At 69.9% G+C, this 22,943-nt stretch carries 19 protein-coding genes, 2 tRNA genes and 1 pseudogene; 11 read left to right on the top strand and 11 right to left on the bottom strand.

Annotation, left to right across the window (positions count from 1 at the left end; translation table 11 throughout):
- Positions 1-324: 324 nt before the first annotated feature.
- The 3 genes from ACQY7V_RS07670 (at position 325) to ACQY7V_RS07660 (ending at position 1,566) form a co-directional block, all read left to right on the top strand.
- A complete protein-coding gene (locus tag ACQY7V_RS07670) occupies positions 325-528 on the top strand; it encodes a DUF4244 domain-containing protein (RefSeq protein ID WP_154475802.1) in 204 nt (67 codons plus the stop codon).
- A gap of 16 nt (positions 529-544) precedes the next feature.
- Positions 545-937, top strand: a complete 393-nt coding sequence (locus ACQY7V_RS07665; RefSeq protein ID WP_303778202.1) for a TadE/TadG family type IV pilus assembly protein — start codon at positions 545-547, stop codon at positions 935-937.
- 215 nt (positions 938-1,152) lie between these two features.
- On the top strand, positions 1,153-1,566 hold the full coding sequence (locus ACQY7V_RS07660; RefSeq protein WP_428639637.1) for an Rv3654c family TadE-like protein: 414 nt from the start codon (positions 1,153-1,155) through the stop codon (positions 1,564-1,566).
- Positions 1,567-2,223: 657 nt separating this feature from the next.
- On the opposite strand, the gene ACQY7V_RS07655 is transcribed toward ACQY7V_RS07660, so the two are convergent.
- From ACQY7V_RS07655 to ACQY7V_RS07645, 3 genes are all read right to left on the bottom strand, one after another.
- On the bottom strand, positions 2,224-4,827 hold the full coding sequence (locus ACQY7V_RS07655) for a DEAD/DEAH box helicase (protein ID WP_320772597.1): 2,604 nt from the start codon (positions 4,825-4,827) through the stop codon (positions 2,224-2,226).
- Between the two features lie 98 nt (positions 4,828-4,925).
- A complete protein-coding gene (locus tag ACQY7V_RS07650; protein WP_154475806.1) occupies positions 4,926-5,408 on the bottom strand; it encodes a YbjN domain-containing protein in 483 nt (160 codons plus the stop codon).
- Positions 5,405-5,869 carry a YbjN domain-containing protein gene (locus tag ACQY7V_RS07645; RefSeq protein WP_235361729.1) on the bottom strand — a complete coding sequence of 155 codons (465 nt, stop codon included), beginning with the start codon at positions 5,867-5,869 and terminating at the stop codon, positions 5,405-5,407. Before ACQY7V_RS07645 ends, ACQY7V_RS07650 begins: the two co-directional genes overlap by 4 nt.
- A 181-nt stretch (positions 5,870-6,050) precedes the next feature.
- Between ACQY7V_RS07645 and ACQY7V_RS07640 the strand changes: the two genes are divergently transcribed.
- The 4 genes from ACQY7V_RS07640 (at position 6,051) to ACQY7V_RS07625 (ending at position 10,827) form a co-directional block, all read left to right on the top strand.
- Complete coding sequence (locus ACQY7V_RS07640) at positions 6,051-6,995, top strand: phosphatase PAP2 family protein (RefSeq protein ID WP_320836124.1); 945 nt, start codon at positions 6,051-6,053, stop codon at positions 6,993-6,995.
- Between the two features lie 362 nt (positions 6,996-7,357).
- Positions 7,358-9,238 carry a ribonucleoside triphosphate reductase gene (locus ACQY7V_RS07635; protein WP_303775502.1) on the top strand — a complete coding sequence of 627 codons (1,881 nt, stop codon included), beginning with the start codon at positions 7,358-7,360 and terminating at the stop codon, positions 9,236-9,238.
- 187 nt (positions 9,239-9,425) lie between these two features.
- Positions 9,426-10,097: an anaerobic ribonucleoside-triphosphate reductase activating protein gene (locus tag ACQY7V_RS07630; protein ID WP_229770305.1), complete on the top strand. Its 672-nt coding sequence runs from the start codon at positions 9,426-9,428 to the stop codon at positions 10,095-10,097.
- Positions 10,098-10,140: 43 nt separating this feature from the next.
- The gene (locus ACQY7V_RS07625) at positions 10,141-10,827 is read left to right on the top strand and encodes a LytR C-terminal domain-containing protein (RefSeq protein WP_303775500.1); all 687 of its coding nucleotides are present in this window, start codon (positions 10,141-10,143) and stop codon (positions 10,825-10,827) included.
- A gap of 19 nt (positions 10,828-10,846) precedes the next feature.
- On the opposite strand, the gene ACQY7V_RS07620 is transcribed toward ACQY7V_RS07625, so the two are convergent.
- Entirely contained in the window at positions 10,847-12,058 is a 1,212-nt protein-coding gene (locus ACQY7V_RS07620) for an App1 family protein (RefSeq protein WP_154475812.1), read from the bottom strand.
- Between the two features lie 131 nt (positions 12,059-12,189).
- Positions 12,190-13,407, bottom strand: a complete 1,218-nt coding sequence (locus ACQY7V_RS07615) for an MFS transporter (RefSeq protein ID WP_428639634.1) — start codon at positions 13,405-13,407, stop codon at positions 12,190-12,192.
- 190 nt (positions 13,408-13,597) lie between these two features.
- On the opposite strand from ACQY7V_RS07615, the gene ACQY7V_RS07610 reads away from it, so the two are divergent.
- Entirely contained in the window at positions 13,598-13,831 is a 234-nt protein-coding gene (locus ACQY7V_RS07610; RefSeq protein WP_428639632.1) for a hypothetical protein, read from the top strand.
- A 131-nt stretch (positions 13,832-13,962) separates the two neighbouring features.
- On the opposite strand, the gene pgm is transcribed toward ACQY7V_RS07610, so the two are convergent.
- Positions 13,963-15,633 (bottom strand): phosphoglucomutase (alpha-D-glucose-1,6-bisphosphate-dependent), encoded by a 1,671-nt coding sequence (gene pgm, locus ACQY7V_RS07605; RefSeq protein WP_428639630.1) that lies wholly within the window; start codon positions 15,631-15,633, stop codon positions 13,963-13,965.
- Positions 15,634-15,824: 191 nt separating this feature from the next.
- On the opposite strand from pgm, the gene ACQY7V_RS07600 reads away from it, so the two are divergent.
- The 3 genes from ACQY7V_RS07600 to ACQY7V_RS07590 all read left to right on the top strand — a co-directional run bounded on the left by ACQY7V_RS07600 (position 15,825) and on the right by ACQY7V_RS07590 (position 17,470).
- Positions 15,825-17,162 carry an AGE family epimerase/isomerase gene (locus ACQY7V_RS07600; RefSeq protein ID WP_303778264.1) on the top strand — a complete coding sequence of 446 codons (1,338 nt, stop codon included), beginning with the start codon at positions 15,825-15,827 and terminating at the stop codon, positions 17,160-17,162.
- Between the two features lie 57 nt (positions 17,163-17,219).
- Positions 17,220-17,309: transfer RNA gene (locus tag ACQY7V_RS07595), tRNA-Ser, on the top strand.
- A gap of 68 nt (positions 17,310-17,377) precedes the next feature.
- A tRNA-Ser gene (locus ACQY7V_RS07590) sits at positions 17,378-17,470 on the top strand.
- 360 nt (positions 17,471-17,830) lie between these two features.
- Here ACQY7V_RS07590 and hemL read toward each other — a convergent pair.
- The 5 genes and pseudogenes from hemL to ACQY7V_RS07565 form a co-directional block, all read right to left on the bottom strand.
- Positions 17,831-19,150 (bottom strand): glutamate-1-semialdehyde 2,1-aminomutase, encoded by a 1,320-nt coding sequence (hemL, locus tag ACQY7V_RS07585; protein WP_428639628.1) that lies wholly within the window; start codon positions 19,148-19,150, stop codon positions 17,831-17,833.
- A gap of 150 nt (positions 19,151-19,300) precedes the next feature.
- Positions 19,301-20,287, bottom strand: coding sequence for a porphobilinogen synthase (gene hemB, locus ACQY7V_RS07580; RefSeq protein ID WP_428639626.1), 987 nt, complete (start codon positions 20,285-20,287; stop codon positions 19,301-19,303).
- On the bottom strand, positions 20,284-21,138 hold the full coding sequence (locus tag ACQY7V_RS07575; RefSeq protein WP_428639624.1) for a uroporphyrinogen-III synthase: 855 nt from the start codon (positions 21,136-21,138) through the stop codon (positions 20,284-20,286). Before ACQY7V_RS07575 ends, hemB begins: the two co-directional genes overlap by 4 nt.
- Positions 21,135-22,181 (bottom strand): hydroxymethylbilane synthase, encoded by a 1,047-nt coding sequence (hemC, locus tag ACQY7V_RS07570; protein ID WP_428639640.1) that lies wholly within the window; start codon positions 22,179-22,181, stop codon positions 21,135-21,137. The genes ACQY7V_RS07575 and hemC overlap by 4 nt, the downstream gene beginning before the upstream one ends.
- Positions 22,182-22,358: 177 nt before the next feature.
- Positions 22,359-22,943 (bottom strand): annotated as a pseudogene (locus ACQY7V_RS07565) (protoporphyrinogen/coproporphyrinogen oxidase); the annotation flags it as partial.

The following is a 22,943-nucleotide window of genomic DNA, read 5'->3' as shown; positions in this document are numbered from 1 at the left end:
GGTGTGAGGGAGAAAGCGGGCATCCAAGCGCGCATCGTCGAGTCCTCTTCCCGCGGGCGGGGTGTGAAGCTCGTGTTCGGTCGGCGCCTTCGCCTTCGGCCGGGCGCTCCCAGGTACCGTCCATCTTCCTGAAAGGGACGGCGGCGTGCGAGCCTCGTGTTCGCGCGGTGGCACCCGGTACCGTCCCCTCCCGCTTCAGCCCGTCCACAGGCCGTAGCGCCCCATGATCGGCATCCACATGATGAAGCGGAGGGCGTTCGACCTCGGGCCCTCATGAGGTGACTCTGGGAGTCCCGGACGGTCCGGGATGAAGGAGGAATCATCATGAGACAGCACATCGGCGCGGCGCTGCGCACTCTGGTCGCCCCGGCGCAGGAGGGTTTCGAGGAGGAGGGCTCGACGACCGTCGAGTACGCGATCGGCGCGATCGCCGCTGCGGGATTCGCGGGGCTCCTCGTCGTCGTCTTGAAGTCGGGCGCGGTCAAGGGGCTCCTGCAAGGAATCATCACGACGGCCCTCACGTTCTGAATCAGCGATGGCTCCCATGAGCGCCCCGATGCTTCGCGGGACGGCGGATCGAGCGGCTGGGCGAGGCGAACGGGGTTCGACAACGGTCGAGTTGGCGATCGGTTTCGGGGTCGTCGTCCTCGTCCTCTCCCTCATCCTCGTGGTCTCGTCGATCGGCATCACCCGTCAGCAGCTCTGCCGGGCCGCGGGGGAGGCGGCTCGTGCGGCGGTCGAGGGGGCTTCCGATCCCGCTCTGGTCGGCTCCGAGGCCCTCGGGGCGCTCTTGGGGCGCGGAGCCCGCGTTTCCGCGCTCCGGGAGGGGTCCTGGGTGAGCGCGAGGGCCTCCCTGCCCGCGCACGGCCTTGTCGCCTGGGCGATCCCCGAAGCCTCCTGCGAGGTCAAGGCTCGTCTGTCGGTGATGACCCCGTGAGCGCCACCGGCTCTGCGTCGCCGCGGTGGGCTCGCCTGCTGCGGGCGCTCGCGGGCCCTGGGAGCGGTCTGCCGACGGAATGCGCATCGGGCCCCGACCGGAGTCGGGGGAGGGATTCAGGGATCAGCGCCTTCAGGGGCGCGCGTCGGCGCAGCGGCGGCGACGCGGATCGGGGCCGGGGCTCAGATCCGAATCGGATCGAGCAGTCCCTTCGGGTGCGGAACAGGAATCGTTCGGATGGTGAATCCGGCTCCGGAACCCTCCTCGTCGCAGGCCTCGTCGCCCTGGCTCTCACCTGCGCGTTGATCCTCGCCGCTTCGTCCGTGGTCCTGGGTGAGCGCGCCCGACTCGATGCGGTCGCCGCGCTCAGCGCGCTCGCGGGCGCCGACGTCTCGGCGACCGCGCTGTGGGAAGACGTGGGGGATCGGCCCTGTGCGACAGCCGATACGGTCGCCCGGGAGAACGGGGCGGTCATGGAATCCTGCGAGGTCCTGGGAGCCGACACCCGGGTGATCGTGTCCGTTCGCAGGTCGGTCCTCGGGTTCTACGCCCCGATCCGGGCGCGGGCGCGCGCCGGTCCGCTGACGGAGCCGGCGGAAGGGGGCGTCGATCCCGTATCGGGGGAGTAAATCCCAGGGAACTTTCAGGTGGATTCTATGGTTCCTCAAGGACGGCTTCGTATAGTCAAGACATCAAGTGAAGAGGGGCTCGGAACTGTGGACGATCCGAGCACCGGAGAGGGAGCGTATCGAAGACTCGCACTGTGTTGATGGGATGCTGTGAAGGGCTGGCCCGCTGGGTCAGCCCTTCATGGTGTCTGCGGCATGGCGCGACGAGGACCTCGGTGCCCTCCTCCTCTTGGCCGCCCCCTTCGTGCCGTCCAAGCAGGGTGTTCTGGTGCGGTGCTTCCCGCATGGCGTTCCTGGTCGCGACGCCTCTCTGGTCGTGCTGTCTCTCGGGCCGCGGTGCCCCTGGTCGCGGTGCCGCTGGCCGCGGTGGAGATGCGCGAAGGGCTTCCGCGGGCGCTATGGCGACAAGTCAGACTGGGCTCGATCCGCTGTTGGCAACAAATCGGACATGTCATGTAAGGCCTGTGGCAACAAGTCGGTCGCTGTGGGAGTGTCATGCTCGTAAACACCCATCTGACCTGCGGATTCAGTAAGGAGTCCCTGTGTGATGTCCGACTTGTTGTCGGGCTGGGGCGGGCGAGTGCGGGGTTGTGTTCGAGTTGTTGCCGGGCAGCGACGAGCAGCGGGGGGGGGCGATGCCCTGCTGCGCAGTGGCGATCAACCGGGGCAGCGCTCGGCGAGGAAGCCGAGGAGGACGATCGCTCCCGCCTTGGACAGGGGCTCATTGCCGTTCCCGCACTTCGGTGACTGCACGCAACGCGGGCAGCCCTCCTCGCAGTCGCACTCCGACACGCTGGCGAGCGTCGACTCGATCCACTCCTTCGCCCGATCGAAGCCGCAGCGCGCGTGCCCGGCGCCTCCGCGGAAGGCATCGTGGACGAAGACGGTCGGGAGACCCGTATCGTCGTGGATCGCGGTGGACAGACCGCCGAGATCCCATCGGTCGCAGGTCGCCAGCAGCGGCAGCATCCCGATGGCCGCGTGCTCGGCGGCGTGCAGGGTGCCGGGGAGTTCCCCCGCTTCAAGACCCAGCGCCGCCGGAGCTCCCGGTGCGAGCTCGTACCACACGGCCTTCGTCGGCAGGGTCCGCGTCGGCAGACGCAGCTCGATGTTGCGGATGAACTCCAGGCGGGGAAGCCGGAGCAGGTCGTAATCCGTGACGCGGGTCGCGACCTCGACGGAACCGTAGTGCCACACGACCAGGCCGTCCCGGCTCTTCCAGGTGTCCTCGATCTCGCGGACTGCGACGGATACGTGCTGCTTGGCCCGAGTGCGCAGCGGTGTGCGGACCTCCTCCACCAGGGCGACGCGCTGGCGCTCCCGTATCGACGAGGGCGGGGCGATGTAGACGGGAAGGGCGCCCGCACCGGGCGCTGAAAGCGATGCGCCCCCCGGCGGACGAGAACCCCCGCCCTCGGCGATCGTCCCCTCGGCGATCGTCCCTTCGGCGATCGTCCCCGCGCTGATCTCCTCGGCGTCGCCAGCGCCTCCGGGGGCGGGAGCGCACGCCCGCCCCGCGGACTCGATCGGCTGCTCCAAGGAGGACAGCGACAGGACGTGGAAGGTGCGCCCCTGATGGACGTAGACCGCATCGGGGAAGACGTGCGCATCGGCGGAGGGCTCATCGATCGTGCCGATGACCTGGCCGGAACGGACTTCGACGATCTGGACGTCCCCGCCCGAACCGCGCAGATCCGTCAGATCGGAGGGGCGCTCGCTGCGAGTCGCATCCCAGAACCAGCCGGCGGGACGGAGACGCAGATAGCCCTGGGCGACGAGCGAATCGGCGAGCCCGGGGAAATCCGCGCCGAACAGGGCGAGGTCCTCGCCGTCATTGCGCGTCTCGGACAACGGCAGTTCGGCGGCGGCCGCCGCGAGATGCGGGGCGAGGACCCAGGGGTTGCGCGGGTCGATGACGGCCGACTCGACGGGGGCGAAGATCTCGTCAGGGTGGTGGACGAGGTAGGCGTCGAGGGGGTTGTCCGAGGCGATGAGCACCGACACTCCGGGCGAGCCCGCCCTGCCCGCGCGCCCCGCCTGCTGCCGCAAGGATGCGCGGGTGCCCGGCCAACCGGCGGTGATCGTGGCGTCCAGGCCCGATACATCGAGTCCGAGCTCGAGGGCGGAGGTCGTGGCGACGGCCCGGAGATCGCCCGTGCGCAGTCCCTGTTCGAGGGCGCGCCTCTCTTCGGGCAGGTAGCCTCCGCGATAGGCGGCGATTCCGCAGGTCAGCGGGGAGGCGTGGGCTGAGAGCCTGTCCCGGACCTGCTGGGCGACGGCTTCGGCTCCGGTGCGCGAGCGCACGAAGGTGAGGAGCCGTGCGCCCCGCTCCATGAAGGCGGCGGTGAGGTTCGCGGCTTCGGTCTGGCCGGACAGTCGTCGGAGCGGGGCTTCGAGGACGATCTCTTCGCCCGCGACGGCGCGCAGGAAGGCGGAGATGTCGACCTCGGCCTCATCGGGGACGAGCCTTCCCTGCCACAGGGCGAGATGATGGGCTCCGGCCGGCGATCCGTCCTCGTCGATGGCGATCGCGGGGCGGCCGGTCATCGCCTCGCCCACGGCCCCGGGTTCGCGGACCGTCGCCGAGAGCATGATGACGATAGGGTCCGCGCCGAGGGAATGCGCCAGGCGCAGGAGCCTGCGGACGACGAGGGCGATGTGACTGCCGACGATGCCGCGCCAATGGTGCAGTTCATCGATGACGAGGTACTTGAGGGAGGCGAGGAAGCGGGTCCAGCGCTCGTGCCCCGGGAGCATCACGTAGTGCAGGTAGTCCGGGTTCGTGAGGATGATGTCGGCGTTCGCGCGCGCCCAGTCCTTCGCCTCGCGCGGGGTGTCGCCGTCCGCGGTCGTCGCGCGCACGAGGCGCAGGGGGGATCCTTCGGGGCCGAGGGCGAGCAGTCTCGACAGGCCGGCCAGCTGATCGGCCGCCAGGGCTTTCGTCGGCGAGAGGTAGAGGCAGGTCGGGCGCCTGCGGATCGCGGAGATCCGGCCCGATTCCTCCGATGCGACCAGGTCGGACAGGATCGGGGTCCACGCGGGCGCGGATTTGCCCGAGCCCGTGCCCGTGGCGAGGACGACATCGTGCCCGGAGCGGATGGCGTCGAGGGCTTCGGCCTGGTGGCTCCATGGGGCGGGTGCGCCCTTGGCGCTCCAGGCTTCGACGAGGTCCGGTGCGACCCAGTCGGGCCATGCCGCGAGGCGTTCGGCGCGGCCGGGGATGACGCGCATGTCGACGAGGCGGTCATCGCCCGCGGACATGGAGCGCAGGAGGTCGACGAGGTCCTGCGCCGAGGGCGGGGCGGGGGCGGAGCGGGCGTGCGCGCTCGCCGACTCCTCAGCGTCGGCGTTCCCGGGTGTCATTTCGCGCGCGGATCGACCCAGCCGAGAGTCTGCGCCGCGGCCTCCTGCATGTAGGCCATCGCGTCGAGTCCCGTGGAGATGCCCGCTCTGATGTTCTGCGTGAGCTGGTCGTTCGATACGCCCTGGGTGATGTCGAGCACGAGGTCGCCGAGTACTTCGGCGTTGCGGTCCTGACCGGGCATCGCGTACACGGTCGGGAAGTACTTCTCCCGGTTCCAGGAATCGGCCGCGGCGAAGATCGCGTGCTGGGAGGGGGCGAAGGGCAGCCCGGTGTCCCACATGGCGCGGATCGAGAGGAAGCGCCCAGATGCGTCGATGGAGAAGTGGAAGGGGATCGTGTCGAAGATCGCTCCGGCGGCGCGGCCCTCGACGATCACGTCGAGGCCGTAGCCCAGCTCGCGGACGTGCTCGACCAGCCGGTCGAAGTCGAGGGGGTAGGGCGAGGCGTCATCATCGGGGACTGCGTAGAGGGGGTTCATGAGCGGTGCTCCTCATCGGCGTCGGTCTCGCGCCAATCCACGAAGTCGGGAAGCGCATCCTCGAGATCGGCGAGGAATCCCATGATCATCGTCATCGAGGTCTCGCAGAAGCTGTCGAGTTGGGCGGGGGTGAGGCCGTCGGCGGCGATGACATTGCATTCGGCGATGAGGCCGTACTGCTTGCCGTCCTCGAAGGGTGCGAGGTAGGCCTTGGGCCCGGTGCGCATGGAGTTGCATTTGGCCACCTCTTCGACCAGGGCGGCGAACTGGGCGTCGGTCGTGGCGATGCCCCGCCATTGGGCGCGCAGCTGCAGGATCTGCGGGTTCGAGGTGTCCCAGAAGTAGACGGCGTTGAGCGTGGGGACGGCGAGTTCGGCCTCGTCGTACTCGCCGAAGGAGACGTCTCGGTCCGACAGCATCGCGCGGATGCGGTCGGTGTTCACTGGGGTCGCGGCGGGCACGGGCGCTCCTGTTCCGGGATGGTCGTTGGCGTCCACTGTATCCGAGGGGCGGCGAGCGGGCGCGGCTGCGGGGTCTCGAGGGCGCTGATCGGGGTGGCCTCCGGCGCGGGTGGCGTCCGGCGCGGAGGTCCTCCGCTCGTTAGAGTTGGGGTGTTCGAGTTCGGCGAGGTTGGGAGGCGCGATGCCTGATCGGGCTTTCCGCCCCGGCGATTCTCCGGGTTCGAATCAGTCCGGGCGGGGGCCCGCGCCCGCTGCGCATCCGGACCGGTGGTACACCTGGGCGCTGAGGCGCAGGGTCTTCGGGGCCCTCGTGTGCGCGATCCTCGCCTTCGCTCTCGGCCGCGCTGCCGTGGGAACCGCGTGGGGTCAGGGCATGGACACGCTCTTCATGGAGTCGGCGATCCACTGGTCGGACCGCTTCGGCGGGGTGTCGGAGCTCGTGACCTCGTTCGTTTCACTGCCGATGATCGTCCTGGTCGGCGTGCTCATCGCCTTCTTCGCGCTGATCCGCCGCAGGCGCACCCTCGCCGGACGGGCCCTGGTGGTGGTCCTGGGCGCGAATGCGACGACCCAGCTGGTCAAGTGGCTGGTCGATCGGCCCGACCTCCACGTGACCACGGCGATCCCCAATTCCCTCCCCTCCGGGCACACGACGGTCGCGATCTCCTTCGCCCTGGCGCTCGTCATGGTGGCGCCGAACTGGTCGCGAGGTCCGGTGGCATGGTTGGGATGGGCGTGGACGTCGCTCATGGGCGTGTCGGTCATGGTGTCGGCGTGGCACCGTCTCGCCGACGTCCTCGTCGCCGTCCTCATCGCGGGCGCCTGGGCTCTGGCGCTCACCCCGATCGAGCGGCGGGAGCGGCACGTCCCGCAGGCACGACGCGTGATGGCGGTCTTCGTCCTCGTCTTCATCGTCCTCGCTTCGCTGCTCTCCCTTGCGGCGCTTAGGGGCGTCGACCTCGTCGCGGTCGCGACTCCCGGGGCTTCGGGTTTCGGCTATTCGGAGTTCCTCGCGGAGCACGCGTGGCGGGCGCGGCTGCTCGCTTTGGCCGGGACCGCCTGGGTGGTGGGCGCGTGCGGCGCGGTGCTCCACGAGGTCGATGCGCTCTGCGTGAATCGGTCCTGAATCGGCTCGGAGTCGGTCCGGTATTGGTCCGGAATCGAGGCGCGCGGCGTGCGAAGGGCCCTTTCGCGCGTGCGGAGCGCGTTCCTCGGGCCCGGGGCATCGGGACCGAAGTCCCGTTGTTCGGGCTTGCGGCACCCTTGGGCGAGGACCTTCGGCGTGTCGCGAGTCGGGCTCCTCGCATTCTTCGATGGCACTAGATACAGTGGTACACGTTCGCCTCGAGCACGACATGTAGTGGCGCGGGTGCGACTCATACGGAAGCCTTCCCGCACAGCCCCTCCGGGGTCGGCGGCGCCCTCGCGTCGGCCGTTCCCGCGGATGCGCGTTGCAGGCGCTCGCATTCGACCCGAGAGGTGACAACAATGGATGAGGCCGTTCAGAACCGCTCCGCACGCTACGACGTGGATGCGATCGGCACCGTCGAGGAGTACCTCGACCGATCCGACTGGCGCGTCAACGCGAACGCGAACCAGGGCTACTCCCTCGGCGGGCTCATCCTCAACTCCGCGGGCAAGATCATCGCGAACTACTGGCTCGAGCAGATCTACACCCCCGAGATCGGCGAGGCCCACCGCACCGGCGACATCCACGTCCACGACCTCGACATGTTCGCGGGCTACTGCGCCGGATGGAGCCTCAAGCGCCTCATCCAGGAGGGTTTCAACGGCGTGACCGGCGCGATCGCGTCCGCCCCGCCCGCCCACTTCTCCTCCGCCTGCGGCCAGATCGTCAACTTCCTCGGCACCCTCCAGAACGAATGGGCCGGCGCCCAGGCCTTCTCCTCCTTCGACACCTACATGGCCCCCTTCGTGCGACTGGACGCCATGGAGTACGAGGAGATCGTCCAGTGCATGCAGGAGCTCATCTACAACCTCAACGTGCCCTCCCGCTGGGGCAGCCAGTGCCCCTTCACGAACCTCACCTTCGACTGGACCTGCCCGGACGACCTGCGCGAGGAGTACCCGCTCATCGCCGATGAGGTCTGCGACTTCACCTACGGCGAACTCCAGCACGAGATGGACCTCATCAACAGGGCCTTCATCGAGGTCATGACGGGCGGCGACGCGGACGGGCGCGTCTTCACCTTCCCGATCCCGACCTACAACATCACCCCCGACTTCGACTGGGACACCGAGAACGCCGACCGCCTCTTCACGATGACAGCGAAGTACGGCCTGCCCTACTTCCAGAACTTCATCAACTCCGACCTCGACCCGCACATGATCCGCTCGATGTGCTGCCGACTCCAGCTCGATCTGCGCGAACTGCTCAAGCGCGGCAACGGCCTCTTCGGATCCGCCGAGCTCACCGGCTCGATCGGCGTCGTCACGATGAACATGGCGCGCCTCGGCTACCGCTTCGCAGGCGACGAGGCCGCCCTCGTCGCCGAACTCGATCGCCTCATCGACATCGCCTCCGACTCCCTGGAGCGCAAGCGCGAGACCATCCGCTTCCACATGGACCGCGGGCTCTTCCCCTACTCGAAGCGCTACCTCGGCCACCTCGACAACCACTTCTCGACCATCGGCGTCAACGGCATGAACGAGATGGTCCGCAACTTCTCCGGCGACGAGTACGACATCACCGATCCGCGCGGCTTCGACATGTGCGTGCGGATCCTCGATCACGTCCGGGACCGCATGGTCGAACGCCAAGAGGCGACCGGCCACATGTACAACCTCGAGGCCACCCCCGCCGAGGGGACGACCTACCGTTTCGCCAAGGAGGACAAGAAGCGCTTCCCCGGCATCATTCAGGCCGGCACCCCCGAACAGCCCTACTACACGAACTCCTCGCAGCTGCCCGTCTCCTACACGGAGGATCCCTTCCAGGCCCTCGAGGATCAGGAGGTCCTCCAGGGCAAGTACACGGGCGGCACGGTCCTCCACCTCTACATGGGCGAGAAGATGAGCTCGGGTCGGGCGTGCAAGGAGATGGTCCGCCGCTCCCTCACCGCCTTCAAGGTCCCCTACATCACGATCACCCCGACCTTCTCGATCTGCCCGGTCCACGGCTACCTCGCGGGCGAGCACTTCACCTGCGACAAGTGCGCCGAGGCCCACCCGGACCGCGAGCCCGTCGCATGCGAGGTGTGGACCCGCGTCATGGGCTACTTCCGGCCCGTCCACTCCTTCAACATCGGCAAGAAGGGCGAGTACGCCGAGCGCCAGATGTTCTCCGAGGACGCGGCCGCGCGCCACGGCGAGCTCGTCTCCGCCTTCCCGCCGGTCGACGCCCGCTGACATGAACGAGGGCGGACGCGGTGCCGCGGGCGGGGAGCCTGCGGCACCGGGGCCTGCCGACCCGATGATCCCCCGCTTCGAGACGAACAGGGCTTCAGGGGGCCCGCTCGGCCCGGCCGGGCCCGACCCGTCTCTCAGGGCCGCGGGCTTCTCACCGGACGACCTCCAGATCGCCGGCATCGTCCCCATGTCGACGGTCGACTGGCCGGGCAAGTTCGTCGCCTCCGTGTTCACCCAGGGGTGCCCGTGGGCCTGCCCCTACTGCCAGAACTCGGCGATCCTCGACCCGAGGATCCCCGGCGTCGTCGCCTGGAGCGCCCTCGAGGCCCTGCTTTCACGCCGTCGCGGCCTCCTCGACGGCGTCGTCTTCTCCGGCGGCGAGGCGACCCGCCAGCACGCCCTCCTCCCCGCGATGAGACGGGTCCGCGAGCTCGGCTTCGAAGTCGGCCTTCACACGGCCGGCCCGTATCCGGGCAGACTGGAATCGATTCTCGAGGGCGGCCTCGTCGACTGGGTCGGCATCGACATCAAGGCGCTGCCCGAGCACTACGAGGCCGTGGCCGGACGCCCGGGCGCGGGCGGGAAGGCGTGGGAGTCCCTGCGCATCCTCCTCGCCCACCCCGAGGTCGACCACGAAGTCCGCCTCACCGTCTACCCGGACGGGCCGAAGGACGGGCTCGGGGTCGCGCGCGCCGCCAGAGCAGCCGGAGCGCGCGCCTTCGCCTTGCAGCAGGCGCGGGAACTCGGTGCTCCGAAGGGCTTCGAGGCCTCGACGAGGGGCTGGGACGAGCAGGTGCGGGCGCTCGCGCAGGAATGCGAATCCCTGGGATTCGAGCGCTTCGAATTCCGCCCGGCCTGAGCGTTCCACCCCGCGGCCCCCGTTCGTCGAGTACCTTTGTGGGGTGACCTCCCAGATGCCGGCTCTCACCCCGCGACAGCGCTTCCTCAAGGAGCGTCAACGCAAGCAGACGCTCACCTTCGCGCTCACGACCGCGATCATGGCGGCCCTCGCCCTCGTGAGCGGACTCGTCCTCACCGGCCTGCTCCCGGTTCCCTTCGGCAACGGCTTCTCCAAGCCGGTCAAGTACGCGAGCGCCGGGCTGGTCCCCTGCCCGCCCGAAGGGGCGATCCCCGCGAGCCCGGAGTCCGTCAAAGTCCAGGTCCTCAACACGACGAGCCGGCAGGGCCTCGCATTGACGGCCTCGACGATGCTCACGAACATCGGGTACTCGCCCCTCGAAGCCGGGAACGCGACCCCGGAGTATTCGGGGACGGCGGAGATCAACGCGGGACCCGCGGGGATCGTCGACGCCTACACGGTGGCCCGCTTCTTCCCGAAGTCGAAAGTCGTCCTCACCGAATCCACCGACAGGACCGTGACCGTGCTCCTGGGGACCTTCTACGATCCGACCGTCTCGCCCGATGAGCTTCACAGGATCTCCGAGTCGAAAGCCGCCTTCAAGGCCCCCGCCGGATGCCTCCCCCTCTCCGACGACGACCTCGCCGCCCTCGAAGCCCCGCAGTCGCTTCAGTCGGGCGCCCAGTCAGGAGCGCAATCGGGCGGCGCGGAGGCGCAGTCGCAGGAGTGAGGCCGGGCCCCCGGCCCTTTCAGCGCCCCGAAGGCGATGCGCCCTGACGGGCGCTGCGGATGCCGCCCTCGTCGAAGCCGCGCAGGAGCGATTCGCCGTCGGAGCCGAACCACACGGGGATCGACTGCGGCACCGTCCACAGGGCGTCCGGTACGAGCGCCTCGAAGGTGCCGTGCGACATGAACTGCTCGATCTCCGACAGCGAGCGGATCGCGATGCCCGCGACGTTGCCGGGGAAGGAGCGGGCGAACTCGGCGTAGATCTCCGGGTCGCGCTGCCCGTCATCGCCGACGAGGAGCCACTTCACCGTGGGGAACATGCGGGCGAGGCGGCGCAGCTCGCGGCGCTTGTGCTCGGGGCCCGAACGGAACCAGCCCGTGTTCGACGGCCCGAAATCCGTCATGAGGAAACCGCCGAGGGGATACCCCAGGCGGTTGAGGAAATCCCGAAGTGCGGGGACCACGTTCCACGCGCCGGTCGACAGGTAGATCACGGGCGCGTGGAGGCCGGGAAGAGCCCCCTTGACCCCCGCCGCCCTGGTGAGGAAGTCCGACATCCCCGGCACCGCTTCGCGCGAGGAGACCCGGTCGACGAAGGAGTGCTTGGCCGCCGCGAAGAGGCGGGGGAGCATCGTCACCATGACCGTGTCATCGATATCCGACACCACTCCGAAGGCCTCGTCCTCGCCGATGATCCGCAGGGCGACGGAAACGGGCCGACCCGCGCGGATCCTCCCCTGGGAGAAGCCGTCCCGCCCTCGTCCCCGAAGCGCCGGAGCGGTCGACGACAGGGAATCCCCCTCGTGCAGGCCGAGGGCGCGCACGTCCGATTCGTGAAGGACCTGCATCCACGCGCTGTGCCATCCGGCCTTAAGGCCGTGATCGGACAGAGTCAGATCGACGTACCCGCCGCGGTCGGCGAAAGCGATGCGCTTCTGCCGCCCGACCGTGACGAGGACCGGCTGGCGCGGGACCTGGGCGTCGAAGAACTGACGCCATCCGCGACGTTGCGCCAGCCAGGACCGCTGATCCTGGCTCCGTTCCATGATGACGCGGCCCAGGACCCGCGCCCTGCGCGTCGAGCCGTGACCCCCGAAACCGACGATGCCCGGATGGAAGCCCCAATCGCCGAGGGCGCGCGCGAGTGCGCGCGAGCCCGCCTCGCCGAATGACGAGGTGAGGGTGAGGAGCAACGACGAGGATTCGTCGTCGATGAGGGGTTCGGCGAACATCGGCCTCTCCTGTGCGGGGACATGCACATTGTGCCCGATTCTTGACGGAGGCGGGGCCGGGGCTCAGCGGTGATCGTCTCCGACGGGCCCGCTAAGGGGGACTTCGACGAGGATCGCCCCTCGTCGCGCGTCTACTCGCCGCTCCTGGGGTGCAGGAGCGGGACGGCGCGGCGCAGGACGGGCAGACCGAGGATCATGATCACCGCCATCGCCCAGGCCGCCCCCACCATGACGAGGTACCCGCCGTGAGCGCCGCCCGCATCGATCGCCGGGCCCGCCGCCGCCGAACCCAGGGACAGGCCGATGTTGAGGGAGGTGCCGACCCAGGTGAGGCCCTCGGTGAGGCGGTCGGCGTCGACGACCCTCGCGATGATCGTGTTGACGTTCGTCATCGTCGGCGCGCAGGCGATCCCCGTCAGCGTCATGACGATCGCCATGACGAGGAGCGAATGGGCAAGGAGGTAGGTCGAGGTGCCGATGGCCAAGAGGATGACGCCGTAGGCGAAGAGCCTCCACAGGGGCTGCGTCCACGTGCGCGAGCCGTACCACAGGCCTGCGACCAGGGAGCCGACGGAGAAGAAGGCGAGGAGCACCCCCGACATGGAGGGGGCGCCGAGGGCGGCCGCGAACTCGACGACGGCGACGTCGTTCGCCCCGAACATGGAGCCCATCGCGATATAGGTGAGGACCATGACGATCACGGCGGGATTGCGCAGGACCGAGCGGTGCCTCACGGCCTCGGATCCCGGCCTCGGCGCGGGTTCGGAGGAGCGCTGGGAGAAGAACCAGAGGCCGCCGAGGGTGAGGAACAGGCAGATGAGGACGAAGCCGACGCCCGGATGGAAGGCCGTGCCGAGCACCGTCGACAAGACGGGGCCGACGATGTAGACGAGTTCATCGATGGCGGATTCGAAGGCGTAGGCGGTCGTCAGGTCCTTCGGACGCTCCTTCAGGGCGTTCGCCCAGCGGGCGCGGACGAAGGCGCCGGGCGCCCCCCAGCATGCGCCAGCGACGATGGAGAAGATCGCCACGAGGACGGGGGAGGCGTGCGCGATGGCGCTGAGGAGGAAGGCGGCGTTCGCCCCGATCCCGATCATGAGGAGGGGGAGCATGACCCTGCGCTGCCCCAGGCGATCGACGTATCGGGCGATCGTCGGGGCGCATAGGGCGGTCGCGATGATGTTCAACGCCGACACGAGGCCCGCGAGCGAGTAGTTCCCGTAGCTCGCCTTGATGAGGAGGATGATCGAGATCCCGATCATCGACATCGGCAGGCGCAGGATCAATCCGGCGAGGGAGAAGCGCCAAGAGCCGTTGATCCGAAGGACCTCGAGATAGGGGGAGAGCACCAGTCGATCCTACCGGCGACCCTCTCATAGGGTTCGCCCCGGGGATGCCCGATCAGTCACGAATGCATTGAGCCTCGGTCGCGATGCGGGCTAGTCTGCGTGACAGGGCCGCGCCGTTGACCCTCTGTGCTGAGGAGCGCGCCGATGAGGCCCTGCTCTCGGCTTCGTCGGGCCAATGGTAGGAGGAGAAGTGAGAACTGTTCTGCGCCCCCTGGACTGGATGCTGATCACCGTCGCGGTCGTCGGCGTCATTGCGAACTTCATCGCCGTCTACCTGTCCTATCAGGGCAGCGACTGGCTCCCGGTGTTCAACGCGGTCGGAAGCGTCGGTCTGCTCGGCTGCGCCTTGCTGATGTTCCGCGCGGTCGCCCTCCGCGCTTCGAGGAGGCGGGAGGACGAATCGACGGACCCGAAGGGGCGCTGAGCATCCCATGACGGACGGTGGGGCGGGGGATCAATGTCGATCCCCCGCCCCACCGCGGTGCCGGGGAGGCGGATCGTCGCCGGCGCGTCCTCGGATCAAGGTCCGGGCCGAATCCGATCCGGCCTGACGGATCAGCCGAGCGCGTCGGAGACGAGGGCCTTGGCGGCCTCCTGGACCTCGGCGAGGTGCTCGGGGCCCTTGAAGGACTCCGCATAGATCTTGTACACGTCCTCGGTGCCCGAGGGGCGGGCCGCGAACCAGGCCGACTCGGTCGTCACCTTGAGCCCGCCGATCGGGGCACCGTTTCCGGGGGCTGCCACGAGCTTCGCCGTGATCGCATCACCGGCGAGCTCGGTCGCGGCCACGTCCTCGGGCGCCAGGGCCGCGAGCTTCGCCTTCTCCTCGCGGTTCGCCGCCGCGTCGATGCGCGCATAGGCGGAGGCGCCGTGGCGCTCGACGAGCTCGGCGTGGAGCTGCGAGGGGGTCTTCCCCGTCACGGCCAGGATCTCGGAGGCGAGGAGGGCGAGGATGATGCCGTCCTTGTCCGTCGACCACACGGTCCCGTCCTTGCGGAGGAAGGAGGCCCCGGCGGATTCCTCGCCGCCGAAGCCGACCGAGCCGTCGAGCAGGCCGGGCACGAAGTACTTGAAACCGACGGGGACCTCGATGAGCCTGCGTCCCATCGCGGCGACGACCCTGTCGATGAGGGCCGAGGACACGAGGGTCTTGCCGACGGCCGCGTCCGCCTTCCAGCCCGGGCGGTGCTGGAAGAGGTAGTCGATCGCGACGGCGAGGTAGTGGTTCGGGTTCATGAGGCCGTCGGGCGTGACGATGCCGTGGCGGTCCGAGTCCGCGTCATTGCCGGTCGCGATGTCGTAGGGGGTCTCGCCGGCCTCGTCCGGGGTCATCACTTCGCGCAGAGACGCCATCGCGTAGGGCGAGGAGCAGTCCATGCGGATCTTCCCGTCCCAGTCCAGGGTCATGAAGGCCCAAGCCGGGTCGACATTCGGGTTGACGACCGTGAGATCGAGGCCGTAGCGCTCGGCGATCGCGGCCCAGTAGTCGACGGAGGCGCCGCCGAGGGGATCGGCGCCGATGCGCACCCCCGCCTCGCGGATCGCGTCGATGTCGATCACCTGGTCGAGCTGGTCGACGTAGAAGCGCAGGTAGTCGAACTTCTCCAGGTGCGGGTCGTCGAAGAGCGAAGGGCCGATGATGCGCGGGACCTTGCGCCAGCCCTCTTCAAGGATCTCGTTCGCGCGGGCGGCGATCCAGCCGGTCGCATCCGTGTCGGCCGGTCCGCCGTGAGGCGGGTTGTACTTGAATCCGCCGTCGCGCGGCGGGTTGTGCGAGGGCGTGACGACGATCCCGTCCGCGAGGCCGGGACCCTCGGTGCGCAGGGCCCCGGGGGCGCCGTTCGCGCCGAGGATCGCGACCGAAACGGCCGGAGTCGGCGTGTAAGAGCCGCGCGAGTCGATCTTCACGGTGACGCCCGCGGCCGCGAGGACCTCGAGGGCCGTGCGCCACGCCGGTTCGGACAGGGCGTGGGTATCCCGTCCGATGTAGAGCGGGCCGTCATAGCCCTGCTCGGCGCGGTACTCGACGATGGCCTTCGTGATGGCGACGATGTGGCCCTCGTTGAACTTCGCGTCCAGTGAGGAGCCGCGGTGGCCGGAGGTTCCGAAGGCGACCCGCTGGTCGATGACGGTGGGGTCGGGTTCGATGTCGTAATAGGCGGAGACGACCTCGTCGACGTCGATGAGGTCTTCGGTCAGGGCGACGGTGCCAGCTCTTTCATGCATGGTGACAAGTGTGGCATCGAGGGGCCGATTCTGGGGAGCCCTTCCCGACAGGCGGATGACGAGGGCGCTGCTGCGCCCTCGGACCTGCGTGAATCCTCCGAAGGCGACGCGAGTGGTCCGTCTCACCCGTTAGGCTTGTGTCTGCCGGATCGCACCGTCGCGATCCCTTGACGCAACTCCAGGAGGCCTTCGTGGGCTGGTTTGACTCCGTCGAGCACAACAGGTGGCTGTCGACGCAGATGCAGGCGCTCATCGCAGAAGCCGAGGGGGCGATCGTGCCCACGGGCTTCGCTCATCTCACGACCGAGGGCGAGCCCGACCCGTCGCGTTCCATCGACCTCGCAGTGACGGCGCGCATGCTCTACATCTTCTCCCTCGGCGTCCTCATGGGACTGCCCGGGACCCGCCGCTACGCCGATCATGCGCTCAACTCGATGAGCCGCTACTTCCGGGATCCGGTGAACGGCGGCATGTGGGTGTCGATCAAGCCCGAACCGGATGAGGAGGGGCGCGGCGTCCCCTGGGACGAGGAGGGCCGTGTGAAGTCGCAGTACCACATGGCCTACGTGATCCTCGGCCTGTCGGCGGCGACCGTCGCGAACCGTTCGGGCGCCCACGAGCTGCTCAACGAGGTCCTTCACGACCAGGAGCGCCATTGGATCGAAGACAACGGACTGGTCCGCGACCAGTATGACGAGGCCTTCGAGAACGTCGTGCCCGTCCGGACGAATGGGACGCTCCTGCACACGGCGGAGGCCTATCTCGCGGCGGCGGAGGCGACGACCGACCCCGTGTGGATCGAGCGGGCAGAAGTGATGGCGCGTTTCGCCCACACGATGGCCTCCCAGCACGACTGGCGCCTCCCCGAGTACTACGACGGCGCGTGGGCTCCCTTGAACGGCGAACCCGAGGGGCTGTTGGACGGCCGCCGCGTGTACCACGGCTTCGTGACCGGCCACGCCCTTCAATGGACGCGCATCGCTTTGCAGATCCGTGCCGGTCTGCGGTCCCTGGGGCGCCAGCAGCCCGAGTTCCTCGAAGAGCTCGCCCTCGAACTCTTCGAGCGGAGCCGAGTCGACGGGTGGCGGCGCTACGAGGGCGAGCCCGGTTTCGCGACGGTCATCGACGCTTCGGGCAATCCGGTGGTCGGCGAGGACGAGCATCAGCAGTGGGTCGTCTGCGAGGGCATCAGCGCGACGGTCGCCCTGCGGCGCGCGCATCTCGACGACGGTGCGCAGCCGGGGGAGGTCGAGCATTTCGAGCACTGCTACCGCTCCTTCCTCGACTACGTGAACGACTACCTCATCACCCAGCCGGGCCGGTGGGTCCGACGTCTCGGCCCGCGCAATGAGCAGGTCGTCGCCTCCAAGTCGTCTCGCTGGGACGTCTATCACGCGGTTCAGGCGATGCTCGCGGTCCGGGTGCCGCTGTGGCCGCCCTATGCGGCGGCCCTGTCCCGGGGCCTGCTCGACAAGCCCGAAGAGGCGCCCTCGGACAAGAAGTCCTGGAACTTCTTCTCGAGGCGATGATCGGGTCCTGCGCCGCTTCGCCCTTCGGGCGGATCGTCGGGTAGGATCGTCGGGTCCGGAGGGCTGACCGAGCGGCCGAAGGTGGCGGTCTTGAAAACCGCTGTGTCAGCGATGGCACCGGGGGTTCGAATCCCTCGCCCTCCGCCAGTCATCTCCCGGTGCGGGCGGTGTCGTCTTTGGACGAGCGCCGCTCGTGCCGTAGAGTTGGCTCCACTGGAGACGTCGCATAGTCCGGTCGAGTGCGCCTCCCTGCTAAGGAGGTAGGGGTGCATAGCCCCTCGCGGGTTCAAATCCCGCCGTCTCCGCCATTGTGATGTCCCAGGACATTGTTCCGGCAATGTCCTGGGACTTCTTTCATCTTCGGGGTGTTGATGTCCCGGGTGATCGTTCCGGTGATGTCCCACGTGATCGTTCCGCTCACTGCGCGGGCCCGGGCCCGCCAGCGCGGCTGCCCCTTTCAGCGCGCGCGGCGGCGACCAGTGCCTCCTGATCGGAGTTCTCCCCCGAAAGTGCCCAAGAGGGCTCCTGCGCCCGGTCCAAGGCCTTCTCGGGCACCTTTGGGGAAAGGAAAGGACTGCACACGACCAGAAGCGGGACACCGCCCGCGCATTCCCGAGGGCGGGGCACCGCGCCATCAGACGGACCGCAAGCACCGCCCCACGCCCCCATCAAACCGCAAGCACCGCCCTCGCCGCCGCCCTCGCCGCCGCAGGGGCAGCCGCTGCGATGGCCTCGAACTCCTTCTCCCCGTGGGCTGCGGAGACGAACCACGCCTCGAACAGGGAGGGGGGCAGTGCGACGCCCGCGTCGAGGAAGGCGTGGAAGAAGGGGGCGTGACGCCAGGTCTCCTGCGCCTGCATCTCCTCGTAGTCGCGCAGCGGGGCCGTGGCCGCGGCGGGCCCGAATGCGACGGAGAAGAGGCTCCCCGCCCGCTGGATCGAGTGGGGGACGCCCTCGGCTTCGAGGGCGGAGTGGACGATTCCGGCGACCGTTTCCGCCGCTGAATCGACGCGCGCGTACACGCCCTCGTCCGCGAGGCGCAAAGTCGCCAGGCCCGCCGCGGTCGCCAAGGGATTCCCGGAGAGCGTGCCCGCCTGGTAGACGGGGCCGAGCGGGGCGAGGAGGTCCATAACCTCCGCCCGTCCTCCGATAGCGGCGAGGGGCATCCCTCCGCCGACGACCTTGCCGAAGGTGAACAGATCCGGGGTCCATGCGCCTTCGTCGGGCGAGCGCAGGCCCCACCAGCCGCCGGGGCCGACGCGGAAGCCCGTGAGGACCTCGTCGAGGATCATGAGCGCCCCGTGAGCACTGGTGAGACGGCGGATCGCGGCGTTGAAGGGCCCCGGGTCGACGACGCCCATGTTCGCGGGAGCGGCCTCGCAGATGACAGCCGCGATCTCAGCGCCGCGGGTCGCGAAGCACTCCTCGAGCGCGGTCTCGTCCCCGTAGGGCAGGACGAGGGTGCAGGCCGCGATCGGGGCGGGAACTCCCGCGGACCCCGGCAGGCCGCCGGTCGCGACCCCGGAGCCCGCGGCGGCCAGGAGCCCGTCGGAGTGCCCGTGGTAGCACCCCGCGAACTTCACGACGAGCTCGCGTCCGGTCGCGCCTCGTGCGAGGCGGATCGCGGTCATCGTCGCCTCGGTGCCCGTCGAGACGAAACGGACCTTCTCGGCGGCGGGCACGCGACGGCGGACTTCTTCGGCGAGGAGGGTCTCGGTCTCGGTCGGCGCCCCGAAGGAGAGCCCGCGTCCGGCGGCGTCTTGGACGGCGGCGACGACCTCGGGATGGGAGTGCCCGAGGAGGGCCGGTCCCCAGGAGCACACGAGGTCGACGTACTCGCGTCCGGTCGCGTCGGTGAAGCGGGCCCCCGCCGCCGATGCGATGAAGCGGGGCGCGCCTCCCACCGATCCGTAGGCGCGGACCGGCGAGTCGACGCCTCCGGGGATGATCCGGGCGGCGCGGGCGAAGAGTTCGTCGTTGAGTGTCATGGGGACTCCAGAGATGAGGGGCTGGTCGGGGACGAGGGCGGGGCGCGCCTTCGGGGGGCGGAGGGGGTGGACGGTAGCGAGAGAGATCCCTTCGATGAAGGAACGTGATGACTTCGATGGGGAAAGGTGATGACTTCGATGGGGAGGGGGTCAGGGGGTTGAGAGGCGGCCCTCGGCGACTTCGAGAGCCCAGTAGCTGAGGATGAGATCGGCTCCGGCGCGCCGGATCGCGGTGAGCGTCTCCTCGATGACGGCCTCCCGGGCGATCCACCCCCGCTCTGCCGCCGCCTCGACCATCGCGTACTCGCCGGACACCTGGTAGGCGGCGACCGGCACGGGGCTGACCGCGGCGACCGCGGCGATGACGTCGAGCGAGGACAGGGCGGGCTTCACCATGACGATGTCCGCCCCCTCCTCGACGTCGAGCAGCGCCTCGCGCACGCCCTCGCGCCTGTTCGCCGGATCCTGCTGGTAGCTGCGACGGTCGCCTCGCAGGGTCGAGGCGACGGCCTCGCGGAAGGGCCCGTAGAAGGCGGAAGCGTACTTCGCGGAGTAGGCGAGGATCGCGACCTCCTCGAATCCCTCCGCGTCCAGGGCGTCGCGGATCACTCCGACCTGGCCGTCCATCATCCCCGAGGGCGAGACCATGTGCGCGCCCGCCCTCGCCTGCGCGAGCGCCATCTGGGCGTAGAGCTCCAGGGTCGCGTCGTTGTCGACCCGGCCCTCCTCGTCGAGGACGCCGCAGTGCCCGTGGTCGGTGAACTCGTCGAGGCAGGTGTCGGCGATGACGACGAGCGCGTCGCCGACCTCCTCGCGCACGGCCGCGATCCCGCGATTGAGGATCCCGTCCGGGTCGAGCGCCGCCGAACCCGCCGCATCGCGCGTTCCGGGCACGCCGAAGAGGTCGATGCCTCCCAGGCCCGCCTCGGCGCAGCGCACGGCGCAGCGGCGCAGCGAGTCGAGGTCGAACTGGAACTGGCCGGGCATCGAGGAGATGGGGACGGGCTCGGCGATGTCCTCGCGGACGAAGACGGGCGCGATGAGCTGGCCGGGGTCGAGCCGGGTCTCGCGGACGAGCCCGCGCATCGCGGGGGTCGTGCGCAGGCGGCGGGGGCGGACGCGGGGGAAGGAGGTCATCGGCGTTCCTCGGATCGGGTGTTGCGGCGGGCGGGGAGCAGGGCGGAGAGCGCATCGGCGACGGCGTTCGGGGTCGGCGCGCCCGCCGTGAGGACGGGGGAGTCGGGGGCGAGTTCGGCGCAGGCGGCGGCGCTGGTCCGGCCGAGGGCGACGAGGGGGAGTCCGCGCGGGGCGGGCCCGAGCAGGCGGAGGAGGGCGCGCAGGGAGGAGGGCGCCGTGATGACCGCTGCGAGAAGGCCGGGATCGGTCCAGGCGTCGCGCACGCGCTCATCCGCTTCGCCCTCGAGGGGGAGGGTGTCGTAGATCGGGCGTTCGACGACCCGCCAGCCCGCTCGGGTGAGCCCGGTCGCAAGGGCCGGATCCCCCGAGGCCGAGCGCGGCAGGAGGATCGTCGCAGGCGCGCCCCGGGCGGCCGATCCGGGTCCCGGTCGGCCCAACGAGCGGGCGAGGTCGGCGCCGCTCCCGCCTCCGATGAGGTCGCATTCGATTCCGAGCCCGCTCACTGCGCGGGCCGTCGCCTCACCGACCGCCCCGATTCGGGCGCCGCGCTCGCGTGCGGCCCCGAGGAGACGGCCGAGGGATTCGGGCGCATCCCCCGCGAGGACCCGGATCGTCCGGGGCGAGGTGAGGAGGATCCACGCCTCGGGGGCCCGGGAGTCCCCGCCCGTGTCGGGCGCCGCGACCGCCGCGAGATCCTGCAAGGCCCGGCGCCGCTCGTCCTCGTCGACTCGGGTGCGCGTCAGGGGTGCCGGCACGAGCTCGACACCGAGGGCCTCGATCGCGAGTCCGAAGGGGTCGGGGGCCGAGGGCGAGTGGGCGCGCGTGAGCAGGACGCGAGGGGCGGGTGTCATCGATCGGTCCCGAGCGGGGTCTTCCCCGGGGCGCCGGACAGGGCGGTGGAGGGGTCGGGGCGCGCCTGAGGGGAGGGATGAGGCGCCTTCGAGGCGTGCAGATCGGTGATCCCCGCGGCCCCGGCGTCGATGAGGGCGTGGGCGAGGCGGGCGCCGAGCCCGCGCGCGGCGCTGATCCGGCTGCTGAGGCTGTCGGAGGGGGAGAGGCTGATCGCCTCCTCGAGGCGGAGCCCCCGGCGTCCATCGGCGGAACGCACCGAGGACTCGAGGATGAGGCGCTCCCCCTCCATGCGGGCGAGAGCCCCGACCGGGGCCGCGCATCCGGCTCCGAGGGAGTTCATGAGGGCGCGCTCGGCGGTGACGGCGAGGCGGGTCGCCGGATCGTCGAGCGCGGCGAGCAGGTCGAGGAGGAGCGGGTCCGCGTCGGAGCGGGTCTCGATCGCGAGCGCCCCTTGCGCCGGAGCCGGCACGACCTCGCGCGCATCGAGGATCTGCGAGATCCGATCCGCAAGGCCGAGGCGCTTGAGGCCCGCGACGGCCAGGACCACGGCGTCGAGGTCCTCGTCCAGGCGCGCCAGCCGCGTCGGCACGTTCCCGCGGATGTCGACGAGTTCGAGGTCGGGGCGCGCAGCGAGAATCGCGGCGCTGCGACGCGGAGAACCGGTGCCGACGCGCGCGCCCTCGGGGAGTGCGGCCAGAGTCGCACCCGTGCGCGAGCAGAGCGCGTCGCGGGGGTCTTCGCGCGCCGGGAGGGCCGCGAGAGTGAGGCCCTCGACCTCGCCGGAGGGGAGGTCCTTGCAGGAGTGGACCGCGAGCTCGCATTCGCCCTTCGCCAGGGCCTCGCGCAGGCGGGCGACGAAGACGCCCGTCCCGCCCAGGGCGGAGAGGGGGGAGCGGTCGATGTCGCCCTTCGTCGTGATCCTGACGAGTTCCACCTCGAGGGCGAGTCCGCGGGCGCGTCCCGCTTCTTCGACTCGCCGGGCGATCATCCCCGATTGCGCGAGGGCGAGGGCGGAGCCGCGGGTGCCGAGTCTCAAGCGCATTCCGGTTTCGTCATGGATCACCCTGGCAGAATAGCCTCCCGGGGTGCGGGGAATTCAATTTCACGCACCTCGGCGAGAATTTAAGGACGCTGCGTCAGAATATTTCGGCGCGGGCTCGAGAAGGAGCCGGAATGGCATTTCAACCCATCGAGTTCTTCACCGTCCGAATGCGGGCGTTCACTCGCCGAGAAGCCGCACCGCCCTCGAACGCGCATCGGCCACGACCGCCGACACCCCGCTCCCGGCGACCCAGGCCCCCGTCACCGCCAGCCCCTCCATCGCCTCGGCGGCCCCGCGGACGGCGTCGATGCGCTCGCGGAGCGCAGGGGCCGCCTGTGCGAGCGTCCCGTTCCAGTGGATCACCCGGTGTGCGAGGACGCACTCGCCGCCGATCCGAATCCCGGTGAGCGCCAAGGCCTCGTCGAGCAGCTCTTCCAGAACGGGCTCGCGCTCCTCGTCCCCCGGTCGCCCGTGGGACAGGCGCAGCAGGTGGGCCCCGGGACCGTGAGCGGCGCGCAGGGCCTCGGCGACCCACGGCCATTTCACATCGAGCTGCGAGAGCGCCTTCGCCCGCACCGGGCACCCCGCCTCCGGGGAGACGAGGAGGCCCGGGCCGACGGGCGCATCGTCGAGTCCGGGGGCGCGCACGGCGAGGAAGGAGCGGACGATCGGCGCGCCCCTGGGCGAATCCAGCGATTCCGCTTCGGGGACGAGGGCGGCCAGGAGTCTGCGCGCGGCGGCCGGGGCCGCCGCGAGGAGAAT

The organism is Schaalia sp., from assembly GCF_050312375.1.
GTDB classification, from domain to species: domain Bacteria; phylum Actinomycetota; class Actinomycetes; order Actinomycetales; family Actinomycetaceae; genus Pauljensenia; species Pauljensenia hyovaginalis.
The sequence above is the reverse complement of the archived record's forward strand: the minus strand, read 5'-3'. Positions and strand labels throughout refer to the sequence as shown.

Excerpts from the sequence above, each read along its gene's own strand:
- ACQY7V_RS07670 (WP_154475802.1), top strand. The coding sequence starts at position 325 with ATGAGACAGCACATCGGCGCGGCGCTGCGCACTCTGGTCGCCCCGGCG.
- ACQY7V_RS07665 (WP_303778202.1), top strand. The coding sequence starts at position 545 with ATGAGCGCCCCGATGCTTCGCGGGACGGCGGATCGAGCGGCTGGGCGA.
- ACQY7V_RS07655 (WP_320772597.1), bottom strand. The coding sequence starts at position 4,827 with ATGTCCGCGGGCGATGACCGCCTCGTCGACATGCGCGTCATCCCCGGC.
- ACQY7V_RS07650 (WP_154475806.1), bottom strand. The coding sequence starts at position 5,408 with ATGAACCCCCTCTACGCAGTCCCCGATGATGACGCCTCGCCCTACCCC.
- ACQY7V_RS07640 (WP_320836124.1), top strand. The coding sequence starts at position 6,051 with ATGCCTGATCGGGCTTTCCGCCCCGGCGATTCTCCGGGTTCGAATCAG.
- ACQY7V_RS07635 (WP_303775502.1), top strand. The coding sequence starts at position 7,358 with ATGGATGAGGCCGTTCAGAACCGCTCCGCACGCTACGACGTGGATGCG.
- ACQY7V_RS07630 (WP_229770305.1), top strand. The coding sequence starts at position 9,426 with ATGTCGACGGTCGACTGGCCGGGCAAGTTCGTCGCCTCCGTGTTCACC.
- ACQY7V_RS07620 (WP_154475812.1), bottom strand. The coding sequence starts at position 12,058 with ATGTTCGCCGAACCCCTCATCGACGACGAATCCTCGTCGTTGCTCCTC.
- pgm (WP_428639630.1), bottom strand. The coding sequence starts at position 15,633 with ATGCATGAAAGAGCTGGCACCGTCGCCCTGACCGAAGACCTCATCGAC.
- hemL (WP_428639628.1), bottom strand. The coding sequence starts at position 19,150 with ATGACACTCAACGACGAACTCTTCGCCCGCGCCGCCCGGATCATCCCC.
- hemB (WP_428639626.1), bottom strand. The coding sequence starts at position 20,287 with ATGACCTCCTTCCCCCGCGTCCGCCCCCGCCGCCTGCGCACGACCCCC.
- ACQY7V_RS07575 (WP_428639624.1), bottom strand. The coding sequence starts at position 21,138 with ATGACACCCGCCCCTCGCGTCCTGCTCACGCGCGCCCACTCGCCCTCG.
- hemC (WP_428639640.1), bottom strand. The coding sequence starts at position 22,181 with ATGCGCTTGAGACTCGGCACCCGCGGCTCCGCCCTCGCCCTCGCGCAA.